At 56.9% G+C, this 14,647-nt stretch carries 13 protein-coding genes; 7 read left to right on the top strand and 6 right to left on the bottom strand.

Features of this window, described 5'->3' with window-relative positions; genetic code table 11:
* The 6 genes from NKJ17_RS25005 to NKJ17_RS24980 form a co-directional block, all read right to left on the bottom strand.
* Positions 1 to 1,122: a Gfo/Idh/MocA family protein gene (locus NKJ17_RS25005; RefSeq protein WP_352507980.1), complete on the bottom strand. Its 1,122-nt coding sequence runs from the start codon at positions 1,120 to 1,122 to the stop codon at positions 1 to 3.
* The gene (locus tag NKJ17_RS25000) at positions 1,085 to 2,077 is read right to left on the bottom strand and encodes a glycosyltransferase family 2 protein (RefSeq protein ID WP_352690518.1); all 993 of its coding nucleotides are present in this window, start codon (positions 2,075 to 2,077) and stop codon (positions 1,085 to 1,087) included. Before NKJ17_RS25000 ends, NKJ17_RS25005 begins: the two co-directional genes overlap by 38 nt.
* Positions 2,074 to 3,006 (bottom strand): glycosyltransferase family 2 protein, encoded by a 933-nt coding sequence (locus tag NKJ17_RS24995; protein WP_352690516.1) that lies wholly within the window; start codon positions 3,004 to 3,006, stop codon positions 2,074 to 2,076. Before NKJ17_RS24995 ends, NKJ17_RS25000 begins: the two co-directional genes overlap by 4 nt.
* 59 nt (positions 3,007 to 3,065) lie before the next feature.
* Positions 3,066 to 4,037 (bottom strand): NAD-dependent epimerase/dehydratase family protein, encoded by a 972-nt coding sequence (locus tag NKJ17_RS24990; RefSeq protein WP_352507977.1) that lies wholly within the window; start codon positions 4,035 to 4,037, stop codon positions 3,066 to 3,068.
* On the bottom strand, positions 4,034 to 5,275 hold the full coding sequence (locus tag NKJ17_RS24985) for a glycosyltransferase family 2 protein (RefSeq protein ID WP_502896171.1): 1,242 nt from the start codon (positions 5,273 to 5,275) through the stop codon (positions 4,034 to 4,036). The genes NKJ17_RS24990 and NKJ17_RS24985 overlap by 4 nt, the downstream gene beginning before the upstream one ends.
* Before the next feature lie 446 nt (positions 5,276 to 5,721).
* Positions 5,722 to 7,128: a polysaccharide biosynthesis/export family protein gene (locus tag NKJ17_RS24980; protein ID WP_352507975.1), complete on the bottom strand. Its 1,407-nt coding sequence runs from the start codon at positions 7,126 to 7,128 to the stop codon at positions 5,722 to 5,724.
* A gap of 70 nt (positions 7,129 to 7,198) precedes the next feature.
* Here NKJ17_RS24980 and NKJ17_RS24975 point away from each other — a divergent pair, with 70 nt between their 5' ends.
* The 7 genes from NKJ17_RS24975 (at position 7,199) to NKJ17_RS24945 (ending at position 14,419) form a co-directional block, all read left to right on the top strand.
* Positions 7,199 to 7,549 (top strand): inositol monophosphatase family protein, encoded by a 351-nt coding sequence (locus NKJ17_RS24975; protein WP_502896165.1) that lies wholly within the window; start codon positions 7,199 to 7,201, stop codon positions 7,547 to 7,549.
* 84 nt (positions 7,550 to 7,633) lie between these two features.
* Positions 7,634 to 8,581, top strand: a complete 948-nt coding sequence (gene cysD / locus NKJ17_RS24970; protein ID WP_352507974.1) for a sulfate adenylyltransferase subunit CysD — start codon at positions 7,634 to 7,636, stop codon at positions 8,579 to 8,581.
* On the top strand, positions 8,581 to 10,482 hold the full coding sequence (gene cysN, locus NKJ17_RS24965; RefSeq protein WP_352690514.1) for a sulfate adenylyltransferase subunit CysN: 1,902 nt from the start codon (positions 8,581 to 8,583) through the stop codon (positions 10,480 to 10,482). The genes cysD and cysN overlap by 1 nt, the downstream gene beginning before the upstream one ends.
* 103 nt (positions 10,483 to 10,585) lie before the next feature.
* A complete protein-coding gene (gene cysT, locus NKJ17_RS24960) occupies positions 10,586 to 11,440 on the top strand; it encodes a sulfate ABC transporter permease subunit CysT (protein ID WP_352507972.1) in 855 nt (284 codons plus the stop codon).
* A complete protein-coding gene (locus tag NKJ17_RS24955) occupies positions 11,433 to 11,678 on the top strand; it encodes a hypothetical protein (RefSeq protein WP_352507971.1) in 246 nt (81 codons plus the stop codon). The genes cysT and NKJ17_RS24955 overlap by 8 nt, the downstream gene beginning before the upstream one ends.
* A 103-nt stretch (positions 11,679 to 11,781) precedes the next feature.
* Complete coding sequence (locus NKJ17_RS24950; protein WP_352507970.1) at positions 11,782 to 12,063, top strand: exopolysaccharide production repressor protein; 282 nt, start codon at positions 11,782 to 11,784, stop codon at positions 12,061 to 12,063.
* A 478-nt stretch (positions 12,064 to 12,541) separates the two neighbouring features.
* Positions 12,542 to 14,419: a Wzz/FepE/Etk N-terminal domain-containing protein gene (locus NKJ17_RS24945; protein ID WP_352507969.1), complete on the top strand. Its 1,878-nt coding sequence runs from the start codon at positions 12,542 to 12,544 to the stop codon at positions 14,417 to 14,419.
* Positions 14,420 to 14,647 lie beyond the last annotated feature (228 nt).

The raw sequence follows: 14,647 nt of genomic DNA, 5'->3' as shown, positions 1-14,647 counted from the left end.
TCATTGTCTGGTCCCGGCGGAAGCAGCGACATGGAGCAATTCTTCCGGACCGAGCCACGGCATGTCCATCAGTTTCCGTCTAGCATAGCATCCTTCGACCAGATCGACCACATTGCGCCCAACACTGGCCGGCACGGAAAGGGGGGCCCCATTTCGGACCGCATCCACCAAGCCCGAAATCTGATCGCAAAATGCATCGACAAAATCGCGCGACCGGCCGTCGGCATTGGTGAAGGAAACGCAGCCTGTCGTGCGACTTCCATTCAAGGCGACCTCGACAGTCTCGGTCTCATTGACTGTCCAGGAAATCGAGCCACGTTCGCCCTCAAGGCGGTACAGATTCGGGCGAGCCCAATCCCGGCTCAACCTGACCGTCGCGTCGAAGCCGTCAAAACGCAGCCGGACAAGGCAGTTCGCCTCGACGCCGCCCATTGCGTCATCGGCGTAGTGGATTTCGTCGGGCTCTCCAAACCACCAGGTCAGGAGGTCAAGGCAATGCGTGCCGATATCCTGAAGCACACCACCACCGGACTCCGCGAAGCTGAAATAGCTCATCGAAGCCACCGGCCACTGGAAGGAGCCGCCCTCGAAACAACTGACGCTTCGTAACCGTCCGATCATTCCGCCCTCCAGCATGGCCTTTATCGACCGCGTCGCAGGGAACTGCCTTCTGACGAGCCCTGTTGCCACATGAAGATTGTTGGCTCCCGCTGCCGCAAGGATACGAGCCGCCTCGGAGCTGCTCGTGGCCATCGGCTTTTCGCACAGAACATGCATCCCGGCTTCCAACGCTTGTGTCGACTGATCAGCGTGATATCCAGGTGGCGAAGCAATGATCGCAATATCGGCGTCCATAGCCAAAAGGCCGTCGAAACTGGCCGCAACCTTGGCTGAGGGCAGTCGCGCCTGAACGAGTGCGGCCTGCTTCGCATCTGGATCGAATATCCCCGCGACTGCAACTTGGCCTCTGCTTTGAAGGCGTGAAAGCGCTTCCGCATAGTAGAGCTTTGTGACGGCTCCACATCCGGCCAAAACGAGCCGGACCGGTTCATCTTCCCGGAGTCCTGCAGGCCGCTGCTCGGTTTCAACTAGGATGGACAATCCTGCCTCCCTGTCTTGCAACGAGCCGCAGCATACGACCAATTGTCTTGAGTGAGGGATCGAAGCGGAACGCTTCGCTCATCTGCGCCAAGCATCCAGCCCAATCGCCGGCGCCGAACAGTCGCCGCGCAGTCTCGAGAGCGCTTAGCGCATAGGTCCGCCGGGCCGACGCGGCGACATCGCCCGCAAGCTCGGTTGGAAGATAGCTCTTGAAAATATCGATCGCCATTCGCGTGTAGGCCATGTCCTCGGCACTTCGGATATGGCGCCCTGTGTTCGATTGGGGGTGCATCCGATAAAGTGCAAGGGCCTGCGGTTCGTACCAGACAGGAAATTGAGAAGCGATGCGGACCCACATCTCCCAGTCTTCACTGCATTTGAGCCGCCGGTCGAAGGCGCCGAGTTCTTCGTAGACCGCGCGGCGCACCACGATTGATGGCGTCATGATGTGCTGTTCCAACGCCAGTCGAACCGCCGCATTCTCGAGCCGTCCGGGGCTTGACTGCATTACAGGCGGGATCGACAGCTCCTGTCCGTGGGCATCCATGAAGATCGCCCGGCAGAATGCCGCGCCTGTACTCGGGTCCGCATCGAAGCCTCGTCCGAGCAATTCGTAGAAGCCGGGGCGGACGGCGTCGTCGCCGTGCAGGAGATGTACGAGTTCGCCCTGGGCACGATCCAGGCAGGTATGGAAGTTGCCGATATGCCCTAGATTTTGCGGCTGGTGGAAAAAGCCAACGCGGTTCCCACCGATTTCATTCAAGACTCTTTGCGGATCATCGGAGGAACAGTCGTCAACCACCTCGATTTGCATTTGAGCCGGGCCGGGGTCCTGCGCCAGCACACTTTCCAGCGTTGCGGCAAGAAAGCAGGCGCAGTTATAGGCGGGGATCATCACTGACCATTTCGGGCGAGCAGCCTCCCGTGGCAACGGCGAGATCGGATCGCGATACTCGAAGTCACGGATCGCCGTCATCTCTGGAGCACCGAGGACTTCAGCAGGTGCAGCCCCAACCTGACAATGTCGCGTTTGGCCACGTCACGTCCGATACCACCGCTGCGAAGGCTCCGCAGGAAGCACGATCTGGCCGATGGCAAATCGCCTTCTACCAGATACCGCATTGACCATTCATAGAAGTAGCGGGAGCAGCCGCCGCGGGCAGAATTTACCCCCTGCGTGTCCATGACCTGCGCCATGCGCCGGTAGAATCCTTCGATCGCATCCAGCTTGGGTCGGTTTGGCAGTGCCGATATGAGTCCGCCCGGATGCAGACGGTAGACACCTGCTACCTCGTCGACAAAAGCGAGATCTGCTGTCCTTGCGCAAAGCACATACAGCGGCCAGTCAGTAATCGGAAAGAAATCAGCATACCACCACGGCACATTTCGAACGCACGCGGTTCGCATCATGCCGGCGCAAGTCGCGAAAGGATTGCCTTCCCAGATATCCCTTTGCGTCACGATGGGTTTCTGGTCCGCCCGCGTCCACCGCGTCGATGTGAACTCATCGCCATCCGCCACGACTGCATTGTAGAATATTGCGGAGAGTTCCGGGTGCGCGTCGAGATGGGCCGCCTGATCTTTCAGCTTGGTCGTGGATGTCCACAGGTCGTCGCCATCGAGGATCGAGACGTAGCGCCCACGCGCCATCCGGAGTCCTCTCGCGACGACTTCGTTCGATCTCACATTACTGCCGGAATAGATCGCCGACAGCCTTTCAGGATGGTTGGAAACATATCGCTCGACAATCTTCCGGGTTCCGTCGGTCGAAAAGTCTTCACTGATCAATATCTCGACACCGAAATCGGCCTCTTGCATGAGAGCGCTGTCGATTGCAGCCGCCACGTAGCGTGCGTGATTGTAAGTGACAATAAGGACGGTCACGCGAACCGTTGACTCATTCACCTTCCGCTCCGCAGTGCATGCCGCCCGCCTATCTCAGATCACGCCGATCATTGCTGGCTCTAGATCGCGTGAGTTGCCCTCATTTCCGCAATTCCACCATTGGCCTCAAACCAGCGCAATGTGCGCACGAGACCCTCTTCATAGGGCACTTTGCACGACCACCCCGGCAGGATTCTTCGGCATAGGGTCAGGTCAGGACGCCGGTTGGTCGGATCCTGCGGCGCCGGCTCACCATGAACAATGGTCGTTCCGGGAACGAGGCCCGCAACATACTGCGCGATCTCAAGCACCGAAATTTCCCGGTCGTTTCCTACGTTGACTGCTCCCACATGATTGAAGTTCTCCAGCCAGAACAGCCGTTCGAGCCCATCGACAATATCGTCGACATAACCCCAGCTGCGGGTTTGGAGACCATCACCATGGACAACGATCGGCTTGCCGGCCAACGCATTGGCGATAAAGTTGGAAACAGCACGCCCATCATCGGCTCGGGTGCGCGGGCCGTAGACGTTAAAGAGCCTGGCAACCCGCACATCGACGCCGCGGACACGGTTGCTTTCGAAGAGGAGCGCCTCGGTGCAGCGCTTGCCTTCGTCGTAGGAAGAGCGCGGGCCCGTACAGTCCACTGACCCCCGATACGTCTCGGGCAGCGGGTTGACCAACGGATTTCCATAAACCTCCGAGGACGACGCAAAGCAGATTCGCCCATCCTTTTTGAGCAGCTTCAAGAGCCGCATAGCGCCAATTAGATTTGCTGAGACGGTACGCTCGGGCTCCCGCATATAGACCGGCGGCGACGCGGGCGAGGCAAGATGAAAGATCTCGTCGAATTGGAAATCGGATTTGAAATGCTCCACCTCGGAGCGGACCAGCATTAGGCGTTGATCTCGGATATGACCAACGTTTTCTGCTCTGCCGGTCCATAGGCTGTCGACCACAACCAGCATGTCCAAATCGTTTCTTTTGAGAAGCCGGTCGACCAGGTGCGACCCGATGAATCCTGCTCCTCCAGCCAGCAACAGCTTCTTCATCTCATGTCTCGAAGGGGACATAGGCTGTCCGAATTCGTGTCCTCGTTGGGCATTGCAAGCGTCCCTTCTTCGGGAAGCCGCGTCAAATAGGCTCCGCTTGGCCCAAGCTTCTCGTCCATTACTGCAAGATTGCTGAGCACCACGCGGTAGTCGGCTTTCTCGGCGGAATCCGCAAACTCATGAATAGAGTAGTTCCAAAAATTTCTTCCGATCTCCGAGCCGTTTTCCCCTGAGCTGCGGTCCTCGCTTTCCGGTTGGGGAAGTGCTCGCTTCACCTCGCGCAGGAAAATGGCCGCAAATGCGGCAACGAGTTTCGCGAACTGCACAGGTGATCGCCAGAGCATTTTGGTGCAGTTCCTGGCGACAGCAGCAAATCGGCGCGTCATCAGCCCAAGCTTGGCAATCTCGACATCGGTGCGGAAGATCGCATCCAGCAGGACCGGCTTCACCGCCTCTGTGCAGCGGGCAAGTACGCTCTCGAGCACTATCCGACGCGAGATGAGCATTCGCACGAAATCTGCCGACATATTCCCTGGCGTTCGGCGGTATCCGACAAGATGCTCCTCAACGACGCCGAAACGGTATTTGGAGGCAATGCTCTGTTGGATGAAGAAGTCCTCGCAACCCTCTGCACCGCTCTCGCGCAGTCGCGAGGAGTAGCCACCCATTTCGAAGAGAACATCGCGCCGAAACATCACCGAACTGCCGTTGCTGATGAAATTTTTTCCGAGATGCTGCATGAACACCCATCCATTTGGATGCGTCTGCTTCGGCGTGATGATCACCATATCATCGGCGTCAATCGTCCGGTAAAGTGTGTAGACAAGCCCTAGATCATTGCCAGCCGCAGCGAAAACACGCAGCTGCTTTTCGAGCTTGGTCGGGTGCCAGAGATCATCGGCGTCTACAGGCGCTATAAAGATGCCTTTGCTTGCCCGCACCCCCGCATTCCGCGCCGACGCGACGCCACCATTCTTCTGTTGGAGCAATTTGATGCGCCCGTCGCCATCAGCCAGTCGTCGAACGATCGATGCTGTTGCGTCGGTCGAACCATCGTCAACGACTATTATTTCCATGTTTTTATGCGTTTGGGCGAGCACGGACGCCAAGGTACGCTCGATGAATGGCTCTGCGTTGTAGGCAGGGATAATAACCGCCACGAGCGTGTGGGCAGAGTGCTGTGAATTGCCTGGCAAATCCGCCATCCCTAGTCGCGCCCGAAGGAAGAGAATTGCGATCGCCCCCAGATTGGCCAGAAATGATTTTTGGACGAGATATCAATCAGCCAATCAGGCAGCCTGAAGTTCGCAAAGACCTGACGAGAGATTGACGGACGGAGTGTCATCCAAACCCTTCTCCGTTGGTGTGTGCAGGCGTCCGCAAAAAAAACCACTGAATCTCTTTGCTTTTCAGCATTCTTCGTTTGCTGCTATCCGCCGCAACCTCGGCACAGAGTTGCTGGGATCGGTCGTTCACGCATATATTAGCCGAAACTACTATTCGCGCCAAGGAGCTGAAACCGATATAGCGACGGCGGTGGGCTCTATCTCCGCGTAAAAAGGCGGAACCAAGTCCCGGGCCGTCGTCCACTTCAAGTGCTCCGGCGCCGGCAGCAGCTTGCGGGCTTCGTCCTCCTTTTGGCAGGGGAGGTGTGACGATGAACGCCGTAGCAATATTTAATCAGTTAGTTCGCGACCGCCGCTCCTGGTGGGGCCTGTAGCGTAATTGTGATGGTGTCACCCGGAGCGAGCAGAGTATCTTCGGTCGCCTCGATCGTCGCTGCCTTTCCGTCATTGGAACGGGTTACACCCATCATAGCCCGGCGGCCCCCTTCGGCCAAAAGGTCGCTGCGCAGCTGCCTCACGTAGGCGATTTGTTTGGCCAATGAATCCATCTCAGCGCGCATTTCCATCATCGCCGCGCTTTCAGTCTGCAAGTCAGCCAACAGGGTAATTCGACCCTGGTCGGTAAGCTTCTCAAGGCTGCGCTGCAATTCCCCTTGGTCGCGTTCAAGTCGAGAGATCTCAGCGTTGGTTTGCAAAGCGCGGGTCGCTGACAAGAGCACTGCGCGTTGAGCATCGTTGACCATCGTGATCTGAATCAGACCTTTTTCGAAGAGTTTCTTGCGGCGATCAAGTTCCGCCACATCCGCTGCCGCTCCCGCTTGATCCGCCTGCTGCTGCTCCTTCAGGTAGCCCATCCGTTCCGCCGCCTTGGTCGTGGCCAACTTGATTGAAGCGCGCTCCTTCTCCTGATCCACATAGACAGCTTCAAGATGCTTCTGTTCCTGCTGCAAAGCTTCGTCGCGACGGGGTTCGAGGCTCGGGTCACGTTCTGCCTCCGGAACCTCAATCGCCCTGGCGCCGCTCAGCTGCGCCTCTATGCGAGCAGCCTTGATTTGGCTTTCCTGATACTTGATGCGCAGAACGTAGAGGCGGCCGCCAAGGTCCGCTGCTGTCAATTCAGGGTTTCCAACCTCGCCGCGACCGAGCTTATAGCCGCCGCCAGCAGCCACAGCTTGTCGCACAGTCATTCCTGGTCGGAAGGCCTGAGTCCCAGGAGAGGCAATATCCCCGTCGATATAGACCGGTCGGTATTCCTCAATATCAATTATAATCTGATCTGGATAGAAACCGGTCCAATTTTCAGTGCCGTCGGCGGATCGTTGCGGAAGGGACTTCGGTTTTAGGACCTCGATTACCTCCTTGCGAACATCCTCTATTGTCTTCTGGCGAACCTTTAGGGGGCCCAAGACCGGCAAGACAATTATACCGCTCTGGTCGATCACAGCTCGCTTTTGCATCTCGGGATAGCCTATGACCGCGAAGCCGATCACGTCGCCAGGCTGCAGACGGTACTCGTCGACGTTGTACTCCTGTGCTAGGGCAGGGCCATTCGACAGATTCGCGTAGACGAACAAGAGAAACAAGCATGCGAGCGCGGCGCAGCTGCCTGCTCGCCAGCGCACCGATCTATTCAACATTCGCGCTCTCGTGTGTTCGAACGGCTGACAGTCATACACATAACCAACCAATTCAGCCCCTGGTCGCAACGCATTTAGTGGATCGAGCAGTTGCGGATCGAGCAGCATATCAGCTGCTCCAACCTGTCATGAAAATATCGAGTTCACTGTGTCCGCGGTCACAGCGAGTGTCGCCGATATGACTCATTTATCCCAGGTAAAGCTCGGTACAAAAGTCGCACAGGCGGAAGAGTTGGACGGGATCGACATAATGGACCATATGGTTTGCGCCGTTCCCTCAGGGCCATCGCTGAAGCTCTGGCGTGTAGCGGCAGGTGAGACGGACACCTATCCCCGGCCAGGCAGAACCATGGAGTGGGACACGGCGGCTGGCGACGCAGTCCTTCGAGTTGCTGGTGGCATCGTCCTTAATCTCGAGGGACCTACAAAAAGGGGGCGCCAACGATCAGATGTCGATTTTGCAAATCTTGTCGCTTGCGGCGACGCAGAATTCTACGTCGGAAAAATTGGGGTCAGAGGCTCGGTGTAGTCCCCGATTGCTCCACGAGCACACCGCGGATGAAAAGCACGCCTCGCTCTGTCGATGGAGGATCGTGAAGAGGGAAAGCGTGAGATGCTGCACGATATGGTGGCCACGAATGGAACCCCCTTCGTCTCCAGCGGAAGATTGACCCACCTTAAGCGACTTGAGGCAGAGTCAATCCACATTTTCCGCGAGGTTGCGGCGGAATTTCAAAACCCGGTAATGCTCTATTCGATCGGCAAAGACTCGTCGGTAATGTTGCATTTGGCGCTCAAGGCGTACTTTCCGTCGCGCCCGCCCTTTCCGCTACTTCACGTCGATACGACTTGGAAATTCAAGCAGATGATTCAGTTCCGTGATGATGCTGCCGAGTGCGCGGGCATGGATCTGATCGTCCATACCAACATGCAGGGCTTGAAGGAAGGGATCAACCCGTTCACTTACGGCTCTTCCACTTACACAAACGTTATGAAAACCGACGCACTCAAGCAGGCGTTGACCAAGTATAAATTCGACGCAGCGTTTGGCGGGGCTCGACGCGATGAGGAGAAAAGCCGAGCCAAGGAGCGCATCTTTTCCTTTCGAACGGAAAATCACAACTGGGATCCGAAGACCCAGCGCCCGGAACTCTGGAATGTTTTCAACGGGCGGATTCGTCATGGGGAGTCCATCCGTGTGTTCCCTCTTTCCAATTGGACCGAGCTCGACATTTGGCAGTACATCCTGAAGGAAAACATTCCCGTCGTTCCGCTCTATTTCGCGGCCAAGCGTCCGGTCGTGTGGCGCCAGGACGTGCTGATAATGGTTGATGATGACCGGCTGCCGCTTGAGCCCAACGAAATACCGGAAATGAGAATGGTGCGCTTTCGCACTTTGGGTTGCTACCCGCTGACCGCCGCAATTGAATCGGATGCGTCGACGGTTGCGGAGATCGTCTACGAGATGCTGTTTTCTCGAACGTCCGAGCGCTCTGGGCGTCTAATCGATCACGACGAGTCAGGGGCGATGGAAAAAAAGAGGCGGGAGGGATACTTCTGATGAACGCGATACCGATAGACCCCGCAGCGATCAGCCAGTACCTGGAGCGCCATGAAAGCAAGGACCTGCTTCGCTTCCTGACGTGCGGAAGTGTCGATGACGGAAAATCAACACTGATCGGACGCCTGCTTTACGATGCCAAACTGCTTTTTGAGGATCAACTCGCGGGTCTGAGACGCGATTCTCGTAAGCACGGAACAACTGGAGATGACATCGATTTCGCGCTTCTGGTGGACGGTCTGGAAGCGGAGCGTGAACAAGGCATCACCATCGATGTCGCCTATCGATTCTTTTCGACCCATCGCCGCAAGTTCATTGTCGCTGACACGCCTGGCCATGAGCAATACACGCCCAACATGGCGACAGGCGCGTCGAATGCCGAGCTTGCCGTCATTCTCATCGACGCGCGGAAGGGGGTCCTCAAGCAGACGCACCGCCATACTTTCATCGCGTCGCTGCTTGGGATCAAGCACCTCGTTGCCGCAATCAACAAGATCGACCTGGTGGATTACTCCCAGAAGGCCTTTGATCGGATTGGCGCTGACTATCAGACCTTCGCCGCGGACCTTGGCTTCAAAACGTTACTCTCCATTCCGATGTCGGCACGCTTTGGCGACAACGTGGCGGAGCGGAGCGCCAGGTTGGCGTGGTATGAAGGGCCGACGCTCATCGAGCACCTCGAAACCGTCGATGTGGTCCGCGATGAAACAGCCGGCCCATTCCGGTTGCCGGTGCAATGGGTCAATAGACCGAATTTGAACTTCCGTGGCTATTCGGGAACAATCGCACGTGGCGTGGTCAACGTTGGGGATCCAGTCGTTGTCGCACAGTCCGGCTGCACGTCCAGGGTCAAGTCGATCATCACCTATGACGGCCAGCACGAATGGGCGGCGGCTGGCGAAGCGATTACCTTGGTTCTGGAACACGAAATTGATGTTTCGCGTGGTGACATCGTCTGTGCAGCTGCCAGTCGCCCCGAGGTTTCTGATCAGTTTTCGGCCCACGTGATCTGGATGAGCGACGACGAGCTCATCCCAGGGCGGACCTATTATCTCAAGATTGGCTCGCGCACTGTGGGTGCAAGCGTGATGGAGATAAAGCACAAGGTCGACGTGAATACGTTCCAAAAATTGGCGGCCAAGACGCTCCACCTAAACGAGATCGGCGCAGTTAACCTGTCGACGCGGGAGCCGATCGCGTTCGAGCCGTATTCGTCCAACCGCGTTATGGGCGGCTTCATCATGATTGATCGGCTGTCAAACCAGACGGTCGGTGCTGGAATGATTGTTTTCGCCCTGCGTCGCGCATCCAATATTCACTGGCAGGCAGTGGAGATAAACAAATCCATACGATCGCGCCTGAAAGGTCAGAAACCGGTCATCTTGTGGTTTACCGGTCTTTCGGGGGCGGGCAAGTCAACGATTGCTAACCTGGTAGAAAAGCGCCTCGTCTCAATGGGGCGGCACACATATCTTCTCGACGGTGACAACGTTCGCCACGACCTCAACCGTGACCTTGGTTTCACGGATGCGGACCGTGTCGAGAACCTGCGGCGCGCCAGTGAGGTGGGGAAATTGATGGTCGACGCCGGCTTGATTGTCTTGGCGTCGTTCATATCGCCGTTCCGGGCCGAGCGCAAAATGGCCCGAGAGCTGTTTGCTGCGGGAGAGTATGTCGAGATTTTCGTGGATACACCTCTCCACGTCGCCGAGAAACGGGATCCAAAGGGACTGTACAAGAGAGCGCGTCTAGGTCGGCTTAAAAATTTCACTGGCATCGACAGCCCCTATGAAGAGCCAGAGTTGCCGGAAATTGTGCTGGCGGCAGGGGTGAGCGCGTCGGAGGAGCTGGCCGAACAGGTTATCAACTATCTCGCGCATCACGGCTACATCGACCGATGAACCGCGCTTTTCAGCCAAGTGCCACACGTCCGGCGCTATCACTTCGCGGAGGAAGGCATCTTCGACCAGATCTGCAAGCTGACCCAATGGGCAACAGGGTATCATGACGATCGCTCGCGCCGTCGCCGCGCGGTGGCGGTTCAGACAGCCGAGCGTCATTCCGGGTTTCGGATTGACGCTCGGCTTCTCGCTTGCCTACCTCACCCTCATCATCCTCATTCCCCTGTCCGGGCTGATCTGGCGCTCGGCGGCGCTCGGCTGGACCGACTTCTGGGCGATCGTCACCGATCGCCGTACTATCAACGCGCTTGAAATCAGCTTCGGTACCGCCTTCATTGCCGCCGCCGTCAACGTCGTCTTCGGCACGATCGTCGCCTGGGTGCTGGTGCGCTACTGCTTTCCGGGCCGCCGCATCGTCGATGCCATGGTCGACCTGCCCTTCGCACTGCCGACGGCGGTGGCCGGCATCGCGCTGACCACGCTTTATGCACCGAACGGCTGGATCGGCAAATTGCTGGCGCCGCTCGGGATCAAGGTCGCTTATACACCGCTCGGCATCGTCATTGCGCTGGTCTTCATCGGCTTGCCCTTCGTAGTGCGCACTGTCCAACCGATCGTGGAGGAGATCGACAAGGAGGTGGAGGAAGCCGCCGCCACGCTTGGCGCCAGCCGTTTTCAGATCATCACCCGCATCCTGTTTCCGGGCCTCGCGCCGGCCATCATCACCGGCTTTGCACTGGCCTTCGCACGCGGTGTCGGCGAGTACGGCTCGGTCATTTTCATCGCCGGCAATCTGCCCTACAAATCCGAGATCGCGCCACTGCTGATCATCATCCGGCTGGAGGAATACAACTATCCGGCGGCAACCGCGATTGCAGCGATCATGATGGTGCTGTCATTCTTGATGCTCTTGATCGTCAACCTGGCGCAGTCATGGAGCCGCAAGCGTTATGGCTGACGTGGCCATCGCATGGCCGATCGGGAGCGACACCGCCGACCAGCGAGCGACCGGTCGCGCGCTACCTGCTCATGGTCGACCAGGCATCGAGCAAGGGCTTCGGCCATTTGGTCGAAACGCTGGCCATCTGCGCGAGCACAAGAAGGAAGGCCTGAGTGGCATTGGTCGCATGGGGCGCGGCCGCCATATCCGCCGAAAGCGTCTTGGCAAAGGTTGGGTTTTTATTCGCATCTCCTAATATTTGATCGCTCTAACCCGTTCCGATATGTTATGATGGTCAACGCGTTGAGGGCTGAATAGCCAAGGAGCGCGTCGCGCGAGCGGCTGCGAGTGGGACGGCGATGTCCTTTTTGCTTTTTTTGCGCGGCTTTATCATAGTACTGTCGGCATTCGCCATCAGTATATATTTGCTTACCGCCTCGCTCTGGAGTACGTTTGTCCAAACGTTAATTTGTGGGGTCTTGATACAGATTGGGTACTTTGTTGCTGTCATGCTGCTAGTGTGGCGCTCGGTCTCCAAAGAATCCGTGATTCCGAAGCCAAATACCCCACGCGATGAGTCCGAAAGGGAGCAACTGCCGAGCCACTTAGTGAATAAGGTGGACCACTCTCCGCCTTTATAGGGCTCTGGCTGTTTAGATTAGGACGATCAGCAGGATGACACCCCACATCACGATACAAAATGTGACTGCAACCTGTCTTATTCGGGCACCTGAGAGGTGTTCCGCGAGGCGCCAAATGCGCCCAGAACTCTTACGGTGATCGATATCGCGCGGCGGTGATCGACGAGTCATTCCAATCGACGTCCCTGTTTCCGCAGGACAGGCTCAACCTAGGCCCGGAATCTCTTGCTCAGATGTTTTGCCATTTGGCAATACGACCCGATTTCTTCCTTTAATTGGATCGCAGACGTGTAGCGGAATTGCAGACAGCATGGGCCGCGTGAGTTTCATTTATTGCAATCCGAGGTTAAGATTTTGCGTCTTTGGCGAGGAGCGGCCCCCCGGCGTCGATACTGAATTTCGAGACAGTCAGACAATGTGGTATAGTATTTGTCACTACCTATACGCTGCCAGTTTCATCCCACGGGTTTGAAGGCTTATGCTCCGCGAAGTTGAAAATCAGCACCCGGATTCTGCCTTCATTTTTGGCGATCCTCAGCCGGCAACGATTGATCTCGAAACACTCGTGGCGGCAGCGCGACGGCAGTTGAGGTTCGTCCTTACTTGCGCTCTCGTAGGCCTTGTGCTGGGGTTGGCGTATCTTCGGGTCGAGGTGCCCTTGTACGAGTCGACGTCCAGAATCCTGATCGACAAGGACCAGCCCTCCGTCGTGACGAAGTTAACAGAGAGCGGAAGCTCCACACAGCTTGACCCGATGATGCTGAGCCAGGTCGAATTGTTGCGTTCCGACCGCATCGGGCTAAAGGTCGTTGACAGCCTCGGTCTTGCTACCAATCGCCCTTTCTTGTCAGCGCCGTATTCGTTGCTCAACAGTCTCACAGGATCGGTCGCTCGGGTGGTGCGGTCATTCATCGGCAGTTCCGACGAAAGCGGAGCGCCGGCGAAATCGAGTGCGGCGCGAGGACCCGATCCTCGGTGGCAGGCATTTGACATTCTGGCTGAGAATATAACGGTAGAGCGTGTAGGCAATTCTTACATTCTGCAAGTCCAATTTTGGTCGCCTAGCGCTGAAATGGCGCAAAAAATAGCCAATAAGTATGCGGAAATCTATATCTCTGACCAAGTCGGAGCCAAAGATGAGTCGATTATCCGAGCTCGCAGTGCACTGGCGGAAGAGCTCGAGACAGTGCGGAAGCGATCGGTCGACGCCGAGCTCGCAGTCCACAGGTTCCGAACAGACAATACGCTGACCAAGGAAACGCTGGTTACCTTGAGCCAGCTCGAACTTGAGGCGTCCTCTCTCAAGTCGCAATATGAACAGGTCCTGCAGCAGTACCAAGCGAGCCTGCAGAACTTTTCGATGGCGTTGACGGAGGCGCGGGTTATCTCGGAGGCACCATACCCCAGCAGCCCGAGTTCTCCGAACAGCCGTCTTTCGTTGGCGGTCTGCGTCGTGCTCGGCGGCATGATTGGCGCCGGTGTGGGCGGAGTTCGAGAGTACCGGGAGCGCTTTTTCCGCACGAGGGGTCAAGTGCGCGATGAGCTCGGACTTGACACGCTCGGAATGATCCCGTTGCTGGACGGAAAGCCAATTCGCCGAAACAAGCGTGATCGTGCGACCGAAGAGCCGTCATTCATCGAGGTGGGGAACAGCGCTTTCAACTGGGTAGAGCAACATCCGCGCTCGGAATTCGCTGAAGCGATGCGAACGGTGAAAGTCGCTGTTGATGTCGAGTTACCAGGGAAGAGCACCAAGGCGATCGGCATCGTTTCCTGCCTCCCGGGAGAAGGGAAGTCTCTGGTCGCGGCTAATTTTGCGATGGTTCTCGCTATGCAGCATTGTAGGACGCTGTTGATCGATGCCGACATCCACAATCCGGGCTTGTCCCCTATGTTAGCCAACGGCTGGGAACGAGGCCTGGCCAACTTGTTGGCTGGACAGTTCAACGCGAGAGATTTGCTGGCCCATCAGTCATTGCCATTGCGGTTCCTGCCCGGCGTGAACCAGAGCCAACAAAAGCTCGCAAAGAGCGTGCAGCCTATCGAGAAAATGGGCGACTTTCTGCTCAAGGCGGGCTCTACGTTCAATTACGTCGTCGTTGATTTGCCCCCGTTGGCTCCAGTCGCGGACGTGAGGTCCTTTGTCCAGCACCTCGACGGCCTTATTCTGGTTGTTGAATGGGGCGTGACCGCTCGTACATTCGTGCGCGAAAGCCTCAACAACAATCCGATCCTTGCGGATAAATGTATTGGCGTTCTGCTTAACAAGGTCGATCTCAAAAGAATCAAGCTGTATCAAAAGTTCGGCAGTGCCGAATTTTACAGTGAACGTTATAATCAGTATTACCAGACTTAGTTGTGGAGCAAGCATTTTTTGTCTTATGCAGATAGCCCAAGGAGGGCTTTGACGGACAAACTCCTCGAATGCCGAGAATGACGACGGCTTATCCGCGCCAGATTCAGGAAATGGTGTTCGACGAGCATGACCGGGCGTTCGCCGATACCCTCCGGCGAAGGCCGCCTTGCGAGAGGACGGCACGGTAGCGAGGCTGCGCTCTTAAGGTCGCCCTTACGAGCGAAGTTA

Source organism: Mesorhizobium sp. M0208, from assembly GCF_040322015.1.
In the GTDB taxonomy this organism is placed as follows: domain Bacteria; phylum Pseudomonadota; class Alphaproteobacteria; order Rhizobiales; family Rhizobiaceae; genus Mesorhizobium.
The sequence above is the reverse complement of the archived record's forward strand: the minus strand, read 5'-3'. Positions and strand labels throughout refer to the sequence as shown.